The sequence below is a fragment of the Ferrimonas kyonanensis DSM 18153 genome, assembly GCF_000425405.1.
In the GTDB taxonomy this organism is placed as follows: Bacteria; Pseudomonadota; Gammaproteobacteria; order Enterobacterales; family Shewanellaceae; genus Ferrimonas; species Ferrimonas kyonanensis.
The window spans coordinates 109,886-125,243 of record NZ_AUDJ01000014.1; the positions used below are offsets into that span (position 1 = coordinate 109,886).

Here is a 15,358-nt window from a genome sequence, read left to right on the forward strand (position 1 = left end):
GTAGCCGTGACGCGTTTCCTTGTCAGATCGGTCTGTTTCGATTCGGGAGGGAGTATGGCGTAGCCCAGGTGTTCAGGCAACGATTGAGGCAATTCAATGCACGAGTGATTCAGTTTGGGTTAAGGCCGCGGCGTCGGGGGCACAAAAAAGGCCGGCAATGCCGGCCTTAATCACTGTCGTTGTGGTTACAACTTGTAGTTGAACGACAACATCACCATGTGGGCGTTGTAGTTGCTGTTGAGATCACCCAGGGTGATCAGATCGGCAACGGTATCGGCCTCAACCACGGCATAGTCGGCATCCTGGTAGCGCTCATAGCGGTAATCCAGGCGCAGCGACATGCTGGTGCTGAGGGCGTAATCGCCATACAGGTTGAAGTTGTGGCTGGTGGCGTAGTAGTCGTCGTACTCGCTGAAGCCAGACACGGTATCGCTGTTGGAGTCGGCGTACACGTAGTCGCCACCCAGCACCAGCTTATCGGCCAGCAAGCCGGTGTAGCTGAAGCCCAGGCCGGCATTGAGGAAGTCATCCTCGATGGTGGCTTCCCAGACCGCAGGGCCGGTCACGGACCCGCCTTGCTCTGAGGTGATCCACTGTTGGCCAACAAACAGGTGGGTAGAGAACCGCTCGGTGTGCTGGAACGCCAGAGTCACGTCATAGCCGTAGTCTTCCGCTTCGGTCAGGCCCACATCGGACTTGTCGTAGTCGTCCAACGCATAGTGACCGGTGAAGTCCACTGACAGCTTGTCCAGTGGCGTGTGGCTGACACGCAGTTCCACTTCGGAGCGGTCACGATCGGCCAGGTAGTAACGACGCATCAGGTCGTTATTGTTACCGGTTACGCTGTAGCTGGAGCCGTCGCGGCTGCTGAATTCGCCTTTCAGGGCGATGTCCCAGGCATCGAATGCGGTGACACGGAAACGACCCCAGACGGCGTCATCGGTGGTGTCTTCGCGATCCTGGCCGGTGCGGGTCACTTCCTTGCGGTCGTAACCGGCATCGACACGGTAGCCTGAGGCGATGCGATAGCTGCCGTTGACCTTATAGGTGGTGCGTTCGGTGTCGTAAGCCACATACTCACTGGCATTGCCGGAGTTTGGATCCAGAGCGATCTGAGTGGTCAGGACGGTCGACTTGTTGTCGCGGTCGCTGTAATCAACGCTGGCACCCAGGCGCAACTTGTTGGTCACCAGGGAGGTCACCTTGAAGTTGGCGTCCAAAGTTTCCACCTTGCCGTCGAAGCCGGTGATGCCGTTGTTGATGGACAGAAGATCGTCGTCCTGGGTCATCTCTCCGGTAGAGAAACGACCGGCCAGGTGGGTACGACCGATGCTGTATTGACCGTTCAGTAGCACCTGGTGGGCTTCGTTGCTTGGCGCATCCTGATAGGCACCGGCAAAGCTGCCGAAGTTTAGGGCACCGACGTTGTTGTCGTACTTGGAGCCGATGTAGGCCAGGCTGGTGAACCAGCGCTCACCGTTCAGCTTAACGCCGGCTTTCCAGTTGTCGGTGCTGCTGTCGACAGGCTTGGCGATGTTGGTCGGTGTGCCACCATAGATGGAGGCTTTCTGGCGACCGGTTTTGTCTTCGCGCTTGAAGCTGGCAAAGGTTTGCCACATCTCACCGCCGAAATCGAACGCCATGCCATAACGCTCGCGTTCGGTCTTCAGTTCGACGTCGGTCAGGTCACCCTTCACCAGGGTGTCGCCCACGGGCAGGTACTCGGTCTGGGCGTTGGCGTTATCCACCCACACCAGCTTGCCGTATTCCAGCGCCACGTTCCAGGTATCACCGTGTCCGGCGGACAGGGTGGCTTCGCCATTGTCCATACCCAGGTTGCGGGCTTCCAGTGAAGCCTGGTACCCGGACTCGGCCAGGTAGTGCAGGTCGGAGTTAACGGCGCCAACGGCACCGTCTTCGGCACCAAAGGTGTTGGCGGAGCGCTCGTTATTGCTCTCTACCATGCCGGCGGCGATGCCGACCGAACCCCGGGTACCGTACTCGACGGTACAGCGTTTACAGGCCCACTTGTCGGTGTTGACCTTGTCAGTGTTGGCTTCCTGCAGGCTGTACCCGCCGGCCATGGCAACACTGGAGACACCGGCCAGGGCCAGTGTGATCAGATTTAAACGAAATCTCATGTTACCTCTCCTTAGTGCTGCAGCGCTTTGCCAGAGGGGTGATTAGACCCGTGAATCTGGCTGTGGCAGTTCAAACAGCTCTGGCCGGCGGTGAAGACGCTGGGCTTGCCGTTGATGTTGTTGCCGCTGTGAGGATTGGTGTGACACTGCTGACACAGCTGAGGAGCACGGTTTGTCAGCATGCCTTCGTTCACACTGCCGTGGGGGTTATGACAGGCTGAGCAGTCTTCTGCAACCGGGGCGTGCTCCCACAGGAAAGGGCCGCGCTTCTCGGCGTGGCACTCGTAACAGGTGTCGTTGGTGGAAACCTGATTTAACGCCGCTTCGGACATGGAACCGTGAGGATTATGGCAATCGGTACAGGTCATGTCGGCCCACTTCAGTGGGTGCGAAGAGCGCTTGTTCATATCGGCCTTCTGGCGAGTATGACAGGCGGTACAGGCGTCGACTTCGGTCACCTTGTCGAGGATCGGATCCTTTTCAACGTGGACCTGGTGACAGGAGGCACAAGCCACCTCTTCCAGGTTGTGGGTGCTGGAGTGCCAGGCCATGCGCTCGCCGTCTTGGTGGCAGGACAGGCAGACGCTGTTTTGCTTGGCCGCCGGTACCGGGGCGTCGGCGCCAAACTGGATCATCGGCTCCTTGCCACCGCGGTTGTGCTTGCCCTGAGGGCCGTGACAGGCTTCGCACTGCAGGCCAGCCATGGGGCTCTTACTGCTGGTGCTTTGACCGTGAACACCCTGGAAGATGCCCATGACCTGCTCACTCTTGCGGTGACACATCAGGCAGCCATCGGCGCCTTTCTTGGAGTATTTGCCTTCGGCAAACTTGGTGTCCAGAATCTGCTCAACCTCGGCGTCGGGCATTTTGTCCCATGGTGCGGCGGTGGCACCAAAGCCGGCAACCAGCGCAGCGCCGGCCAGCAGGGTGGTTAACCATTTCATCTGTTTCATAAAGGATTCCTAACTCGGGTCCACAGAAGGGGAGGGCCAGGCCCTCCCCATCGGCTTAGAACTTCACGTTGCTGTGGTCAGCCACATCAGGGGCGTGACAAACAAAGCAGTTCTCTGCAGAAACAGCCAGCTGGGCATCGGCTTTGTCGACGTCGTACACGCCGTTACCGAAGGTACCGCCGGTCATGTGGTCGATGGCGCTTGGGTAGCTGTGGCAGCTGGCACAGGTGGCCGTGATTGGCGTTCCGTACAGGCCGTCAGCGTAAGGGTTGGCGCCGGCACCGGTGTTGATTGGGCCTTTCTTAGCAAAGGCATTCAGGTTGAAGCTGGTGTGACACTGGGTACAGTCGTTGATGATGTTCTTATCACCGTGTACCACGTGCAGCTTCTGTTCCCAGGCGCCGTTGTTGTTGAAGGCGTAGGTGCCGTCAGGGGTGTGACAGGTCACGCAGCCGTCCAGGCCAATCACCTTGCCCTCTTCGTCGTGGGCAACCTGTTCGGTCATCACGAATCCGGAGTGGTAGCCTTTGTGAATCTGCCAGTTGTCGTTGTGGCAGCCTTCACACTTGCTGAACTCCAGCGAGTCGGTGTGGCGCTTGGATGGGGTAAAGCCGGACTTGGTCACGAACGCCATGTTGGCTTTCATGCCGGTGTAGTTGTCGGTGTTGTCCGGGTCGGCAACATCGGCACAGGCGACAATGGCATTGCCCTTGGAGCAGGCAGCCAGGCCGACGAAGGAGAAGGCGGTGTCGGCATCGGTGCCTTCGGCGCCGTATGGCAGACCGGTAATTGGCAGGACAAAGCTACCATCGACGATGGTGGTGTTGTTGGCCAGTTCACCGTTGCTGACGGCATCCAGATGGCTGCCAGCGCCGTAGCTCAGAACCGGGTAGTTCGGGCCGAGGTTGGTCAGCACTTCGATGCGCTTGATCTGAGGCAGTACCTGATCGGCGGCCAGCTTCTGACCATTGGCATCGGTGATGGACACGGTTACCGTGGTGGTGTCGGTGTCGGCGAAGTAGGCCATCTCGACATCGCTGCCCCACTGGCTGATCACCTCGGCGGCATCGTTCCACTCACCCAGGTGTGCGTCGATGGTGCCCTTAACCACGCCAGTGCCTTCGGCGGTGTGGCAAGAGGCACAACGGGAGCTGTCAGCCTGTTCCATGATGTGGTTGTTGTCGGCGTGACAGCTGGCACAGTTTTCTTTGGACGGAACCGCAGACCAGTTGCCCCACTCGGTGATCGCCAACTCTTCCGCTGGAGCGGAGGTTTCGTGACAGACGTTACAGCTGCTCAGCTCAGTCGGGTACTGAATGTGACCATCGGCGTCTTCGGCGGCGGCCACTTTGTGCACATCGTGTACCAGTACCGCAAAGGAGCGGTTGGTGCGGCCGCCTTCGGCTTTCAGGCCATCGTGGCAGGTGGCACAGGTTTCGGGTTCAACGTAGCTGCCGTGGTGAATGCCATTGCCTTCACCGTGACAGGCGGCGCAGGAGTCGGTGGCGACGATATTACGAGTGTAATCGGCGGCCGCGCCTGCTGCGTTGTAATCAAAGGAGGCCTGACCGTTTGGCACTTCGGTGGTGCCGTCAATCAGGGTACCGGCCGGAGACACGATGTTCAGTCGGCGGGTAAAATTCGGATCCAGCTGGGCTTTATCCAGGCTGGTAAAGGTTACGGTGTAGTAACCGTTTTTCTGATCCACGATCTCTGCGGCGCCGTTGCGGCTGTCATCGCCGGCAAACTGCCACTTGGTGGGGTCGCCAACAACCTGGTGTCCGGCGGGCAGCAACTGGGCCACATTGACCTTCAGCCCCTGCAAGCCGACAACCGCTTCATCGTCTTCGTTGGTGGCCAGTAGGGTAAATACCGGCAAGCCGTTGCTGAAGCTGGCGTCAGTAACTTTCAGGTTCAGTGTGGATACGGAAGTGGCGGGCTCGCCACCGGGACGGCCATCTTCGCCGGAGTTACCGTCGTTGCCATCATCGCCGCCACAGGCGGTCAGCGCAGCACTCACTACCGCAGCGGTAGCCAGCAGACGCCAGTTAGGTTTGTTCATCATCATCATCAATTTCCCTGCTTTTTTTTGGAGGGGGTTACGTAACGAAGTAACCACCTTGCCAATCAGTGCTTTAGTCTCGATTAAGATTCGCTAAAGCACTTCTACGAGGTAATTTATATCAACTTCCAGTGTCTATTACTGTGATGTGCATCAGTGATTTACATTGCTTTACCCCAAAAGGGGTAAGGGACACATTTTCGTCTCCCTGCAATAACTTAGTTGTAAAAATTGCATTTGTGAACTGAATTCGCTGTCGGGGCTGAACCAGGCCTGAACCTGGCGGAAATGGCCATGGTTTTTGTTCGGAAATTTAAGAGGGGTTGGCGCGAAATATTCGAGTTTTATCGGGGAATAAAAAAAGCGGCCCGAAGGCCGCTTTTACACTGTGTTGTCATCGGTCTTAGTGACCGGTGCCCCAGTTGGCGTGAGCTTCCAGCAACTGGCTGTCGCTGTGACAGGTTGCGCAGCTTTCGTTCACCTGAGCCGGGTATTGGCTGGCCGGTACACCAATGGTGTTGATGTCGCCGTCATGGTCGATAACGCCACCCATGCCCTCGATGTGGGCAACGGTGGAGGCACTGAGGCCATACGGAGGCATGTGGCAGCTTACGCAGGCCGCAGTCTGCGGGGAAACCACCAGTTGCTCATTGGTAGCGGGATCGAAACGCTGACCATCAGTGGTACCGAAGGCCACAGGCTGGGCATCGGTGGTGTTGGCGATGATGGACAGGGAGTAGCCGTTGTCACCGTGACAGGTGGCACAGTCGGTCTTCTTGAAGAAGTCGCCGATGTAGTGCTTGCTGTGCACAATGTACGCCAGGTTAGAGGAGCCAGTGCCCTTCTTATCCCGAGTACCGTTGTGGCAGCTGGCACAGCCGTCGATGTCGTTGGTGTAACGGTGAGTGATGGCGGTGGTGTGACAATCCTGACAGGCGCTCATCTCCGCGTGCTGAACACGAGGGCTTTCGGCAACAGCGCTGCCGTCTTGAGCGAAGAAGTAGGTGTCGCTGACCAGGTAAGGGGCATCCTGACCGTCCAGGTTGCCTTCGCCGTCAACCACGCAGTCGGCGCGCACACCTTTGCCTTCGAAGCAGACGTGCAGCTGGCTGCTCAGGGCGATGGTGGCACCGGCGTCAACCAGTTCCTTAACCTTGAACGCACCGTCATTGATGACTGCCTGAATGCGACCGTCACTCAGCTGGGTAAAGTTGTCGAAGCCGACTTTCTGGTAGTTGACCAGGAAGTCATCGCCCAGCACGCCGTTCAGAACGATGGCGCTGTTGAAGCCGCCGTACTTGTAGGGGCGAGGGTCAACTTGAGTCAGGGGTACCAGATCTTCGCCGTCCAGAATCTTGAAGGTGGTGGTGATGGATAGGCTGTCGGCAGCGACGGTCATCTCATCGAAGACCACATTCAGAGTGGTGGAACGAGCGCTGTCGTTCTGGGTGTAGTGACCGGCTTCGGCACCGCGGGCACCGTCGGCATTGTGGCAGGACACACAGTTGGTGTATTCCGGCTTAATCGCTTCGCCGCCCCAGTGCCAGCTTGGTACGCCGTAGGCGCTGTTGTGGCAATTCAGGCAGGTGGCGCTGTCCTTGTCGGCTTTCCAGTGGTCAGCCAGAGGCAGAGCCTCGTCGGCCTGGTGACAGGTCTGACAGTTGGAGGCGTTCTGAGGGTAGATACCGTCGTCGGCAAAGAAGGAGTGGCTGTGAATGTCGTGAGCCATGCCCTTGATGGAGCCATCAAACACCATGGTGCCGGTGACATTGCCATCGGCGTCTTCAATGTCTTTGTTGTAGCTGTTGTAATCGGCGTGACAGAAAGTACAGGACTCCAGAGTCACGTGTTTGCCGCCGTGCATGGACAGGGCGCCATCATGGCCCGGACGGTGACAGCTTTGACAGGTGGTGTCGGCAATCAGCTCTTTCGGACGCGGCTGGGCCGTATCGGAAGAGGGCTGCCAGTAGTAGAAGCTGTTTTCGACCAGAGTGGCACCGGCGGCACCGGTCGCTTTCACGCCCAGGTAAATGCCGTTGGTGGCGTCGGCCTGGTAACCGTAGTCATAGCCCAGAGTATCGATGGCCATGTTCAGGGTCAGGCTGTAGGTGCCGTCCTGGTTGTCGGTCAGACAGTCTTCACAGCTGCTGCCCTTAAAGTAGGAGGAACCGGTGAAGTGGCCGTCGCCTTTGTCTTTGTTGAAGTAGCTCAACCAGATATCGCGAGGCTCACCCTCGATATCTGTGGTACCCACTTCATCTTCATTACCCAAGCGGCCGAAGGAGACCGCACCGATGTCGGCGTTGGTCAGGCCATAAACCGCAACGCCATTGGCGTTGGCCAGGCTGAAGTTCAGTGTCAGGAACCCATCTTCGCTGACGGAAGCGGAGTTGACCGTGGCTTGCACAGAGGTGGCCTGGCCGATGGCGATGCCAACGGGACCGGGCTTGCCATCTTCACCGTCGGAGCCATCAGATCCGTCGGAACCACAGCCAGCCAGGGCGAAAGCCCCGATTCCGGCAAACGCCATTGCGCGCCATAAGGCAGATTGTTTCATCATCATCATTACTATTTCCCTGCAATGTATTAAGGGTTGGCTATGCAAATATCTCTTTTGAGGTATGCACTTCCAACATCAGAAAGATAACTCAGAGTCGAATGAATGCAACGTGATCCAACTCAACATTCCCATATGAATAATCAAATATTCGACCTGTATCGGCCTTCTGGTTCAGTTTCGTACGAAATCTGTTAAGCAACTGTAGTTCATCAGCAACATTCTGGTGGCTAACTGCTGATTTTTAATAGGTAATGTATCTGTCGTTACGCACTTGAAAACCGTCATGAAATCGCCCTGAAAAAGGATGATCTGGATCGCAGTGTGCGTGCCAATTTTGACCAGCAGTCGAAGAACTGTGACTTGTATCATCACCTTCCAATTATGTGACAAGTAAAATTTGGAATTGAGAATTTGTGGCTCCTAATTTATTGAGCCACTGCTTTATTTCATGAGGATGAGAGATGGTAGACAACAATCAACAGTCCGGTTGGGCTAAGTTGTGGAAGCAACCCAAATCAAAATGGTTGCTGGGTATTCCACTGGGCGCCTTCCTGGCCCTGGCTGTCGGTGCCGTAGGTACCGTTGGTTTTAACACCGTACTGCACGCCACCAGCAGTGACGCTTTCTGCGTTAACTGTCACGTGCCGTCCTTTGCCGCTGAAGAGGTGAAGGTCAGCAAGCACGGCATGTCTAAGTCTGGCATGGTGGTTAACTGCGCCGATTGTCACGTATCCAAAGAGTTCGTGCCAAAAATGATTCGTAAGATCTCTGCCATGAAAGAGGTGTATCTGGAGCTGAAAGGCGAGATCACCACCAAGGAAGAGTTCCTGGCCTACAAAAAAGACGGTGCCGCTCGCATCATTGCTGAGATGAAGAGCAATGACTCCCGCGAATGCCGCACCTGTCACGATGTGAACCGCATGAACTTCGACAAACAGAAGAAAGTGGCGGCCAAGATGCACCAGAAGATGGACAAGATGGGCAAGACCTGCATCGATTGTCACAAATACAAGGTGGCTCACAAGAAGCCATAAACGACTCAGCCAAAAGTTGAGTGGTTAAACGACGCCGGGCATTGCCCGGCGTTTTTTTTACCTGCCCCTCATTTCTCCCTTTAATGTGCCCTCGAGCGCAGTTGCCAACTTTCCCTTCGCTAGTGTCATTCAGCTGACAGAATTCCCGCCATCGCTGGTGTTTCATAGCCTCAGGTCAATGAGAAACCCACGACACAGGTAACGAGATGCATGAAGCGGCCCTAACCCAAAGCCTGATAAAGGTGCTGTTGACCCAGGCTGAACGGGTTAAGGCGAACTCCATTTCTCGCGTTACGGTCAAAGTTGGCCAGTTAAAGGCGGTGGAGCCCCAATCCTTGAGTTTCTGTTTTGAGATGTTCGCAAAGGACACTCTGATTGAGGGGGCGCAGCTGGTTATCGATCACGTCCCCGCTCGGGCAACCTGCCATGGATGCCAGCGATCGTTCGATATTTCCCGGTTCTGTTTTCGTTGTGACACGTGCCAGAGCCGGGATATCGAACTGATTCAAGGCGAAGAGTTGTTCATTGAAAGCTTTGAGACCTAGAGGCTGAAGTTATGAAACAAACGGAGAACGTCATTATCTATGCCGACGCAGAGCGATGCCTGGGTTGTCATAGTTGTGAGTTGGCCTGTGCGGTCGCTCATGGTGGCGAAGGCGGCCTGGTGGGGTCGGTGGTCAAAGGACTGCCGCTTCACTCACGCACCAAGGTGGTGGTGGCGGATGAGGTAATGATGCCGATGCAGTGCCGCCAGTGTGAGAATGCCCCCTGCACCATGGTGTGCCCAACCGGCGCCTGTCGTCAGGAAAACGGTCAGGTGCAGATCGTCGAGGCCAACTGTGTTGGCTGCAAGCTGTGCGTGATGGTGTGCCCTTTCGGGGCCATCACCGTGCGGCGGGACAGCCTTCAACAGGAGCAAGACACCAACAATCAGGGGGTGGCACTGAAATGCGACCTGTGTACCAGCTGGTGTGCCGAGCAGGGCAAGAGTGAGACCGCCTGTGTCGAAGCCTGCCCGACCAAGGCGATCAGCCTGATAAACATGCAAACCTACCGCACCGCCCTGGTGCAGGCCAGGGCGAAAGAGCTGGCTCAATCTCAAAAACACATGACCCTGACCCTGAGGAGACCCTGATGGAGATCATCGTAAAATCCAGCGACGAGGCCGTTGCAGCCTTGTGCCCGGTGGCAGAAAGCGAAGGCATTGCCACGGTGTTTGACCGTTATAAGGCCCAGCAACCTCAATGTGGTTTCGGTTCTCTGGGATTGTGTTGTCGCATCTGCTGGAAGGGCCCTTGTCGGGTCGACCCCTTTGGCGATGGTCCCAGCGAAGGGATCTGTGGTGCCAATCGCGACACCATCGTGGCCCGCAATGTGGCCCGAATGATGGCGGCGGGGGCGGCGGCCCATTCGGAGCATGGCCGCCACATCGCCCTGGCGATGCAGCGGGTAGGCAAAGGCGAGTTGCCGGCTTATCAGATTCGGGACCCGAAAAAACTGACCGCCATCGCCGAGCGACTGCAGATTGATACCGGCGACAAATCCGTACTGCAACTGGCGCACGAGGTCGCCACCAAGACGCTGGAGGACTATCAGAACCAGGATCATCACAAAGGCTGTCACTGGATCAGTGCTTCGGTGCCGAAAAAGCGCCTCGACAAACTGGCCAAGCTGGGGGTGTTGCCGCACAACATCGATGCCACCGTGGCTCAGATCATGGCCCGCACTCACATCGGCTGTGACGCCGAACCGAGCAACGTTTTTCTCGGCGGGGTGAGAGGCGCACTGGCCGATTTCAATGGCATGTCGCTGGCGACCGAGTTGTCGGACGCCATGTTTGGCACCCCTGCGCCGGTGGTGACCGAAGCCAATATCGGCGTGATCGATCGTCAGTCGGTCAACATTGCCGTCAATGGCCATAACCCGCTGCTCAGCGAAGTGATCTGCGATGTCTCCCGCGAGATGAATCAGGCCGCCATCGAGGCCGGTGCGCCCGGAGGCATTAACATCGTCGGCATCTGCTGTACCGGCAACGAAGTCATGATGCGTCACGGTATTCCATTGGCGACCAACTACCTGTCTCAGGAGATGGCGATTCTGACCGGAGCCCTGGATGCCATGGTGGTTGACGTGCAGTGCATCATGCCGTCGCTGCCGCAAATTGGTGACTGCTTCCATACCGAAGTGATCACCACCATGGCCGACAACAAGATGCAGGGAGCGCGTCATGTGGACTTCTGTGAGGAGAACGCCAGTGCCACTGCCCGCAAGGTGATTCAGTTTGCCATCGATGCCTTTGGCCGCCGGGACCCCAATAAGATCAACATTCCTGACATCAAACGCACCGCCGTGGTGGGTTTCAGCGCCGAAGCGGTGATGGATGCGTTGGCACAGGTCGACGCCGAGGACCCACTGAAGCCACTGCTGGACCACGTGGTGGCCGGTAACATTCAGGGCATCGCCTTGTTTGCCGGCTGCAACAACACCCAGAGCGTTCAGGATGAAAGCTATCAGAAGATCGCCAAAACTCTGGCGGCCAACAACGTGCTGCTGCTGGCCACAGGCTGTGGTGCCGGCGCTTTCGCCAAAAATGGTTTGATGAATCAGCAGGCCACCGAGTTGTACGCCGGTGAGGGGCTGAAGGCGGTGTTGACCGCCGTCGGTGAGGCGGCCGGCCTCAATGGGCCGTTGCCTTTGGTGCTGCACATGGGCTCCTGCGTCGACAACAGCCGTGCCATTACCCTGGCAACGGCACTGGCCAATCGCCTGAATGTGGATCTGTGTGATCTGCCATTGGTGGCGTCGGCTCCGGAAGCGATGTCGGAAAAAGCGGTGGCCATCGCCTCCTGGAGCGTGGGCCTGGGGATTCCGACTCATTTGGGCACCATGCCGCATGTGACCGGTTCTAAGGTGGTGACGGAGTTAATGACCGAAGGGGCTAAGGATCTGTTTGGAGGCTACTTCCTGGTGGAAACCGATCCGGATCTGGCCGGCGAAAAACTGGTAGAGGTGATTCGCAACAAACGCCTTGGCCTGGGAATTTAACCAACATAGCCCCGGGAAGGCACGGCCTTCCCGGGTGGAGGTGCAACATGAAGATAGCCATTACTGGAAAAGGGGGAGTGGGAAAGACCACCCTGGCTGGCTTGCTGGCCCGCAGTCTGGCCGAGGATAGCTTGCGGGTGCTGGCGGTGGACGCCGATCCCGATGCCAACCTGGCGGCGGCGGTGGGAATTGCTGCCGGGTCGCCGCAACCCTTGCCGTTTTCCAAGTTGACCGAGCTGGCCCGATCCCGCACCGGCGCCGATCAGAACAGCGGTGGCCTGTTTAAACTCAACCCCAGGGTGGACGACCTGCCGCAGCAATTCTGGTTGGAGCATCAGGGGGTACGGGTGCTGAAAATGGGTACCGTCGACCATGCCGGCAGCGGCTGTGTCTGTCCCGAACACACCTTGGTGCGCAGCTTGATGCGACACCTGCTGCTGGACAGAGATGAGATGGTGATCATGGACATGGAGGCGGGCATTGAACATCTGGGCCGGGGCACCGCCGATGCCGTGGATCTGCTGGTGGTGGTGGTGGAGCCTGGCAGTCGCAGCGTGCAGACCGCCTTGCAGGTAGAGCAGTTGGCACAGCAACTGGCCATCGCCCGAGTGGGGTTTGTGGCCAGTAAGGTCGACGGTCCCGACGACCTGGAGTTTATTCGTCAGGCTCTGGGCCCGAAGCGAACCCTGCTGGGGCAATTGAGCTGGAGTGACACCCTGCGTCGTGCCGATAAGTCCGGCCAATCCCCGTTTGATTTTTCCGGCCCCTTCATCGAGGAAGTCGATGCCATCAAGCGGGCGCTGCTGGCCCTGGTACCGAGGATGGAGGAGGCGGCTCATGTGTAACGTCAGTGTGATGCTGGTGACCCCGACGTCGGCAGAGACCATTGAAGAGGTCACCGGCATCGAAGTGCACGGAGAGGCCTTAGTGATCACCACTTTTTTTGATCCCCCGCGCCAGCTGTCTGGCTATCGGCTGGTGAGCGCCGATTTTCTTAAACGACAGATCGTGCTGGAACAGCCACAGAAATCAGGAGACAACCATGAGTAACGAACGGCAAATTTTGCTGCAAAAAATGCAGCGGTTGCTGCCCCACTGGCAACAGCATAACGATGAGCACATCAATGAAATGGAGCGGTGGCAGCATCAGTTGCTGGCTCAGGAACTGACTGAGTTGGCACAGTCGATTGCCGATGTGGTGGTGCAGATGAAAACTACCGGTCAGCGCCTGCAGCAGGCTCAGGACACAGTGACCACTTACTCCGACAAGAGTGCCTAGTCGGTTCAGGAGGCAGAGGAGAGTCAGCCATGTGCAATAACTGTGGATGCAATGTGACGTCGGGCAATCGCCACCTGCTGGAGGCCGGGGGCAAACTGGAACACAGTCAGGGACGGCGAACCATTCAGGTGCTTGAGGGGTTGCTGGATGAAAACGATCATCAGGCGATGCACAACCGCGAGCACCTGGACCAGCATCGGGTCGTGGCCATCAATCTGATGTCTTCGCCGGGCAGCGGCAAAACCCGACTGCTTGAGGCCTGCCTGCCAGAACTGGCGAAGATGGGCATTCGGGTTGGGGTGATCGAGGGGGATTTGGAGACCGAGAACGATGCGGCTCGTATCCGCAAGCATGGGGTGCCGGTGCTGCAAATCACCACTGGCATGGCCTGCCACCTGGATGCCCACATGGTGCACAACGCCCTGCATTATCTGCCGTTGGCGGAACTGGACCTGCTGTTTATTGAAAATGTGGGCAACCTGGTGTGTCCTGCCAGCTTTGATTTGGGTCAGCATCAGGATGTGGTGTTGCTGTCGGCCACCGAGGGGGACGATAAACCCTGTAAGTATCCGGTGATGTTTCGCAGCGCCGATAGGGTGCTGATCTCCAAGGTCGATCTGTTGGCCCACTTCGATGACTTTGATGCCCACCGGGCGCAGGCCAATCTGGAGCAACTGGGGCTGGCGCAACCGGCGTGGCAGGTGTCGGCAAAAACCGGACAGGGATTGGAAGCGTGGTTGGCGTGGTTGGCAGAGTTAGTGAAGAAATAGGGTAAATTCACGGCAATGATTATCGGCGCCCAGGCTATATTGTGTGGGCGCTTATTGTGCTGCCAAAAATAAAGTTATTTCTGTTTTTTTGCCTTTTTATTGTTTGTTTTCTTATGGGTTTTATTTTGTTGATCATGGTCACGAATAGACACTAAGCGATGAACGTTAAGACTATTTTGAACTCAATATAATTACGACTTGTTATTAAGAACTGAATTATGACTGTAATCGAATCCATCACTCTGATGTTCGGCCTGGTGTTTTCTTTAAGCCTGCTCTATTGGAGTAATCAGAAGTGGGGACTGTTGTTAACCGCCGCCTTGATGGTGACGGCGTTGGCGCTCACCTTGTACTGGCCGCTGTTGCTGGGGGCGGCGGTTGCCATGCTGGCGCTGGTCGCATTGCACCATTGGCGACCGGAGATTGCCCGTGGCCAGGGACGGGAGAATGGCCTAAGGGATTGGGTGCATCACTCGATGTCCTTGGCGATGGTGTTGGTGGGCATCCAGTATGTGCTGTATTACAGTTTGCTGGGCCAGGGAGTGGAAACCGGATTGGGACGACCGGATGTGGTGGATGCGTTTTTGCCGATTGCCGGTGGCATCGAATTGAAAGCCATCATCATGTTGAACCTGTGGGACCAAAACCACCCAGCTGCGGCTGTTATGCTGACCTCAGTATTATTAAGTGGATTGATTTGTAAGCGCGCATTCTGCGGTTGGATCTGTCCTTTAGGTCTGGCTGGTAAATATTTGTACGATTTGAGGGTGCGTTTTATTAAGGGCGCTTATTTGGCTCCAAAATGGTTGGATTGGCCATTAAGAATGCTGAAATACCTTTTATTATTGGGGTTGTTTTACATCGTAATTGGTATGCCAGCGGAATCTTTGCCCTATTATCTCGATGGCAACTATCAAAAGATAGCCGACCTTAAAATGGGACTGTTTTTTGCTAATCCCAGTGTGCTCGCTCTGGTGGTCATTGCTGTGATTCTGGGGCTGGCGGCTTGGCAACAGCAGGCATTTTGTCGCTACCTGTGTCCCTACGGTGCACTGTTGGGGCTGCTGAGCTTCCTCAGCCCGTTTAAGGTGCGACGGGACACCAACCACTGCCTGATTCAGTCCCGAGGGATGAAGTGCGATAAGTGCACTCGCGCTTGCCCTGCGCGAATCCAGGTGCATACCGAGAGCACCGTACGTTCCGATGAGTGTCAGGCTTGCATGCGCTGCGTGGCGGCCTGTCCTAAGAAAGAGGCGCTGCAGGTGTCGACTCGCTGGGGGCAGACCCTGTCGGCTCGAGGGGTGCTGATCATCCTGTTGTTGCTGATGTTTGCAGTGCCATTGGTGGCCTATGTCGGCGGCTTCTGGCATAGCCAGGTCAGTGATGCCACCCGCATTGAGTTAATGAAATACATCCATCAGATAGGCCACTGAGCCTGATCCTCTTCGTTCACTGAGTGTTTCAATGTGAGCCTTGCCTGAGTCCCTGTGAAGGGGCTCAGGCTTTTTTGTGTT

13 protein-coding genes are annotated in these 15,358 nt (G+C 56.7%); 9 read left to right on the forward strand and 4 right to left on the reverse strand.

Annotated features, from left to right (window positions below; translation table 11 throughout):
- Positions 1 to 185 precede the first annotated feature (185 nt).
- From H598_RS0106290 to H598_RS0106305, 4 genes are all read right to left on the reverse strand, one after another.
- Positions 186 to 2,141: an MtrB/PioB family decaheme-associated outer membrane protein gene (locus H598_RS0106290; RefSeq protein WP_028112254.1), complete on the reverse strand. Its 1,956-nt coding sequence runs from the start codon at positions 2,139 to 2,141 to the stop codon at positions 186 to 188.
- Positions 2,142 to 2,152: 11 nt separating this feature from the next.
- Positions 2,153 to 3,094, reverse strand: coding sequence for a DmsE family decaheme c-type cytochrome (locus H598_RS0106295; RefSeq protein ID WP_028112255.1), 942 nt, complete (start codon positions 3,092 to 3,094; stop codon positions 2,153 to 2,155).
- A 55-nt stretch (positions 3,095 to 3,149) separates the two neighbouring features.
- Positions 3,150 to 5,165: an OmcA/MtrC family decaheme c-type cytochrome gene (locus H598_RS0106300; protein WP_084144352.1), complete on the reverse strand. Its 2,016-nt coding sequence runs from the start codon at positions 5,163 to 5,165 to the stop codon at positions 3,150 to 3,152.
- 394 nt (positions 5,166 to 5,559) lie between these two features.
- Positions 5,560 to 7,722: an OmcA/MtrC family decaheme c-type cytochrome gene (locus H598_RS0106305; RefSeq protein ID WP_028112257.1), complete on the reverse strand. Its 2,163-nt coding sequence runs from the start codon at positions 7,720 to 7,722 to the stop codon at positions 5,560 to 5,562.
- Positions 7,723 to 8,177: 455 nt separating this feature from the next.
- On the opposite strand from H598_RS0106305, the gene H598_RS0106315 reads away from it, so the two are divergent.
- From H598_RS0106315 to H598_RS0106355, 9 genes are all read left to right on the forward strand, one after another.
- On the forward strand, positions 8,178 to 8,750 hold the full coding sequence (locus H598_RS0106315) for a NapC/NirT family cytochrome c (protein ID WP_028112259.1): 573 nt from the start codon (positions 8,178 to 8,180) through the stop codon (positions 8,748 to 8,750).
- 206 nt (positions 8,751 to 8,956) lie between these two features.
- Positions 8,957 to 9,295, forward strand: a complete 339-nt coding sequence (gene hypA, locus H598_RS0106320; RefSeq protein ID WP_028112260.1) for a hydrogenase maturation nickel metallochaperone HypA — start codon at positions 8,957 to 8,959, stop codon at positions 9,293 to 9,295.
- 11 nt (positions 9,296 to 9,306) lie between these two features.
- A complete protein-coding gene (locus tag H598_RS0106325; RefSeq protein WP_028112261.1) occupies positions 9,307 to 9,885 on the forward strand; it encodes a 4Fe-4S dicluster domain-containing protein in 579 nt (192 codons plus the stop codon).
- Positions 9,885 to 11,795: an anaerobic carbon-monoxide dehydrogenase catalytic subunit gene (gene cooS / locus H598_RS0106330; protein ID WP_028112262.1), complete on the forward strand. Its 1,911-nt coding sequence runs from the start codon at positions 9,885 to 9,887 to the stop codon at positions 11,793 to 11,795. The genes H598_RS0106325 and cooS overlap by 1 nt, the downstream gene beginning before the upstream one ends.
- A gap of 47 nt (positions 11,796 to 11,842) precedes the next feature.
- Positions 11,843 to 12,640, forward strand: coding sequence for an ATP-binding protein (locus tag H598_RS0106335; protein ID WP_028112263.1), 798 nt, complete (start codon positions 11,843 to 11,845; stop codon positions 12,638 to 12,640).
- Positions 12,633 to 12,845: a CooT family nickel-binding protein gene (locus tag H598_RS0106340; protein WP_028112264.1), complete on the forward strand. Its 213-nt coding sequence runs from the start codon at positions 12,633 to 12,635 to the stop codon at positions 12,843 to 12,845. The genes H598_RS0106335 and H598_RS0106340 overlap by 8 nt, the downstream gene beginning before the upstream one ends.
- Positions 12,838 to 13,074 (forward strand): DUF8180 domain-containing protein, encoded by a 237-nt coding sequence (locus H598_RS0106345; protein WP_028112265.1) that lies wholly within the window; start codon positions 12,838 to 12,840, stop codon positions 13,072 to 13,074. Before H598_RS0106340 ends, H598_RS0106345 begins: the two co-directional genes overlap by 8 nt.
- Before the next feature lie 29 nt (positions 13,075 to 13,103).
- Positions 13,104 to 13,844: a hydrogenase nickel incorporation protein HypB gene (gene hypB, locus H598_RS0106350; protein WP_028112266.1), complete on the forward strand. Its 741-nt coding sequence runs from the start codon at positions 13,104 to 13,106 to the stop codon at positions 13,842 to 13,844.
- 218 nt (positions 13,845 to 14,062) lie between these two features.
- Positions 14,063 to 15,277 carry a 4Fe-4S binding protein gene (locus tag H598_RS0106355; protein ID WP_028112267.1) on the forward strand — a complete coding sequence of 405 codons (1,215 nt, stop codon included), beginning with the start codon at positions 14,063 to 14,065 and terminating at the stop codon, positions 15,275 to 15,277.
- Positions 15,278 to 15,358: the final 81 nt, after the last annotated feature.

Bases quoted from the DNA above. Each gene is read 5' to 3' on its own strand.
- H598_RS0106290 (WP_028112254.1), bottom strand. From the start codon at position 2,141: ATGAGATTTCGTTTAAATCTGATCACACTGGCCCTGGCCGGTGTCTCC.
- H598_RS0106295 (WP_028112255.1), bottom strand. From the start codon at position 3,094: ATGAAACAGATGAAATGGTTAACCACCCTGCTGGCCGGCGCTGCGCTG.
- H598_RS0106300 (WP_084144352.1), bottom strand. From the start codon at position 5,165: ATGATGATGATGAACAAACCTAACTGGCGTCTGCTGGCTACCGCTGCG.
- H598_RS0106305 (WP_028112257.1), bottom strand. From the start codon at position 7,722: ATGATGATGATGAAACAATCTGCCTTATGGCGCGCAATGGCGTTTGCC.
- H598_RS0106315 (WP_028112259.1), top strand. From the start codon at position 8,178: ATGGTAGACAACAATCAACAGTCCGGTTGGGCTAAGTTGTGGAAGCAA.
- hypA (WP_028112260.1), top strand. From the start codon at position 8,957: ATGCATGAAGCGGCCCTAACCCAAAGCCTGATAAAGGTGCTGTTGACC.
- H598_RS0106325 (WP_028112261.1), top strand. From the start codon at position 9,307: ATGAAACAAACGGAGAACGTCATTATCTATGCCGACGCAGAGCGATGC.
- cooS (WP_028112262.1), top strand. From the start codon at position 9,885: ATGGAGATCATCGTAAAATCCAGCGACGAGGCCGTTGCAGCCTTGTGC.
- H598_RS0106335 (WP_028112263.1), top strand. From the start codon at position 11,843: ATGAAGATAGCCATTACTGGAAAAGGGGGAGTGGGAAAGACCACCCTG.
- H598_RS0106340 (WP_028112264.1), top strand. From the start codon at position 12,633: ATGTGTAACGTCAGTGTGATGCTGGTGACCCCGACGTCGGCAGAGACC.
- H598_RS0106345 (WP_028112265.1), top strand. From the start codon at position 12,838: ATGAGTAACGAACGGCAAATTTTGCTGCAAAAAATGCAGCGGTTGCTG.
- hypB (WP_028112266.1), top strand. From the start codon at position 13,104: ATGTGCAATAACTGTGGATGCAATGTGACGTCGGGCAATCGCCACCTG.
- H598_RS0106355 (WP_028112267.1), top strand. From the start codon at position 14,063: ATGACTGTAATCGAATCCATCACTCTGATGTTCGGCCTGGTGTTTTCT.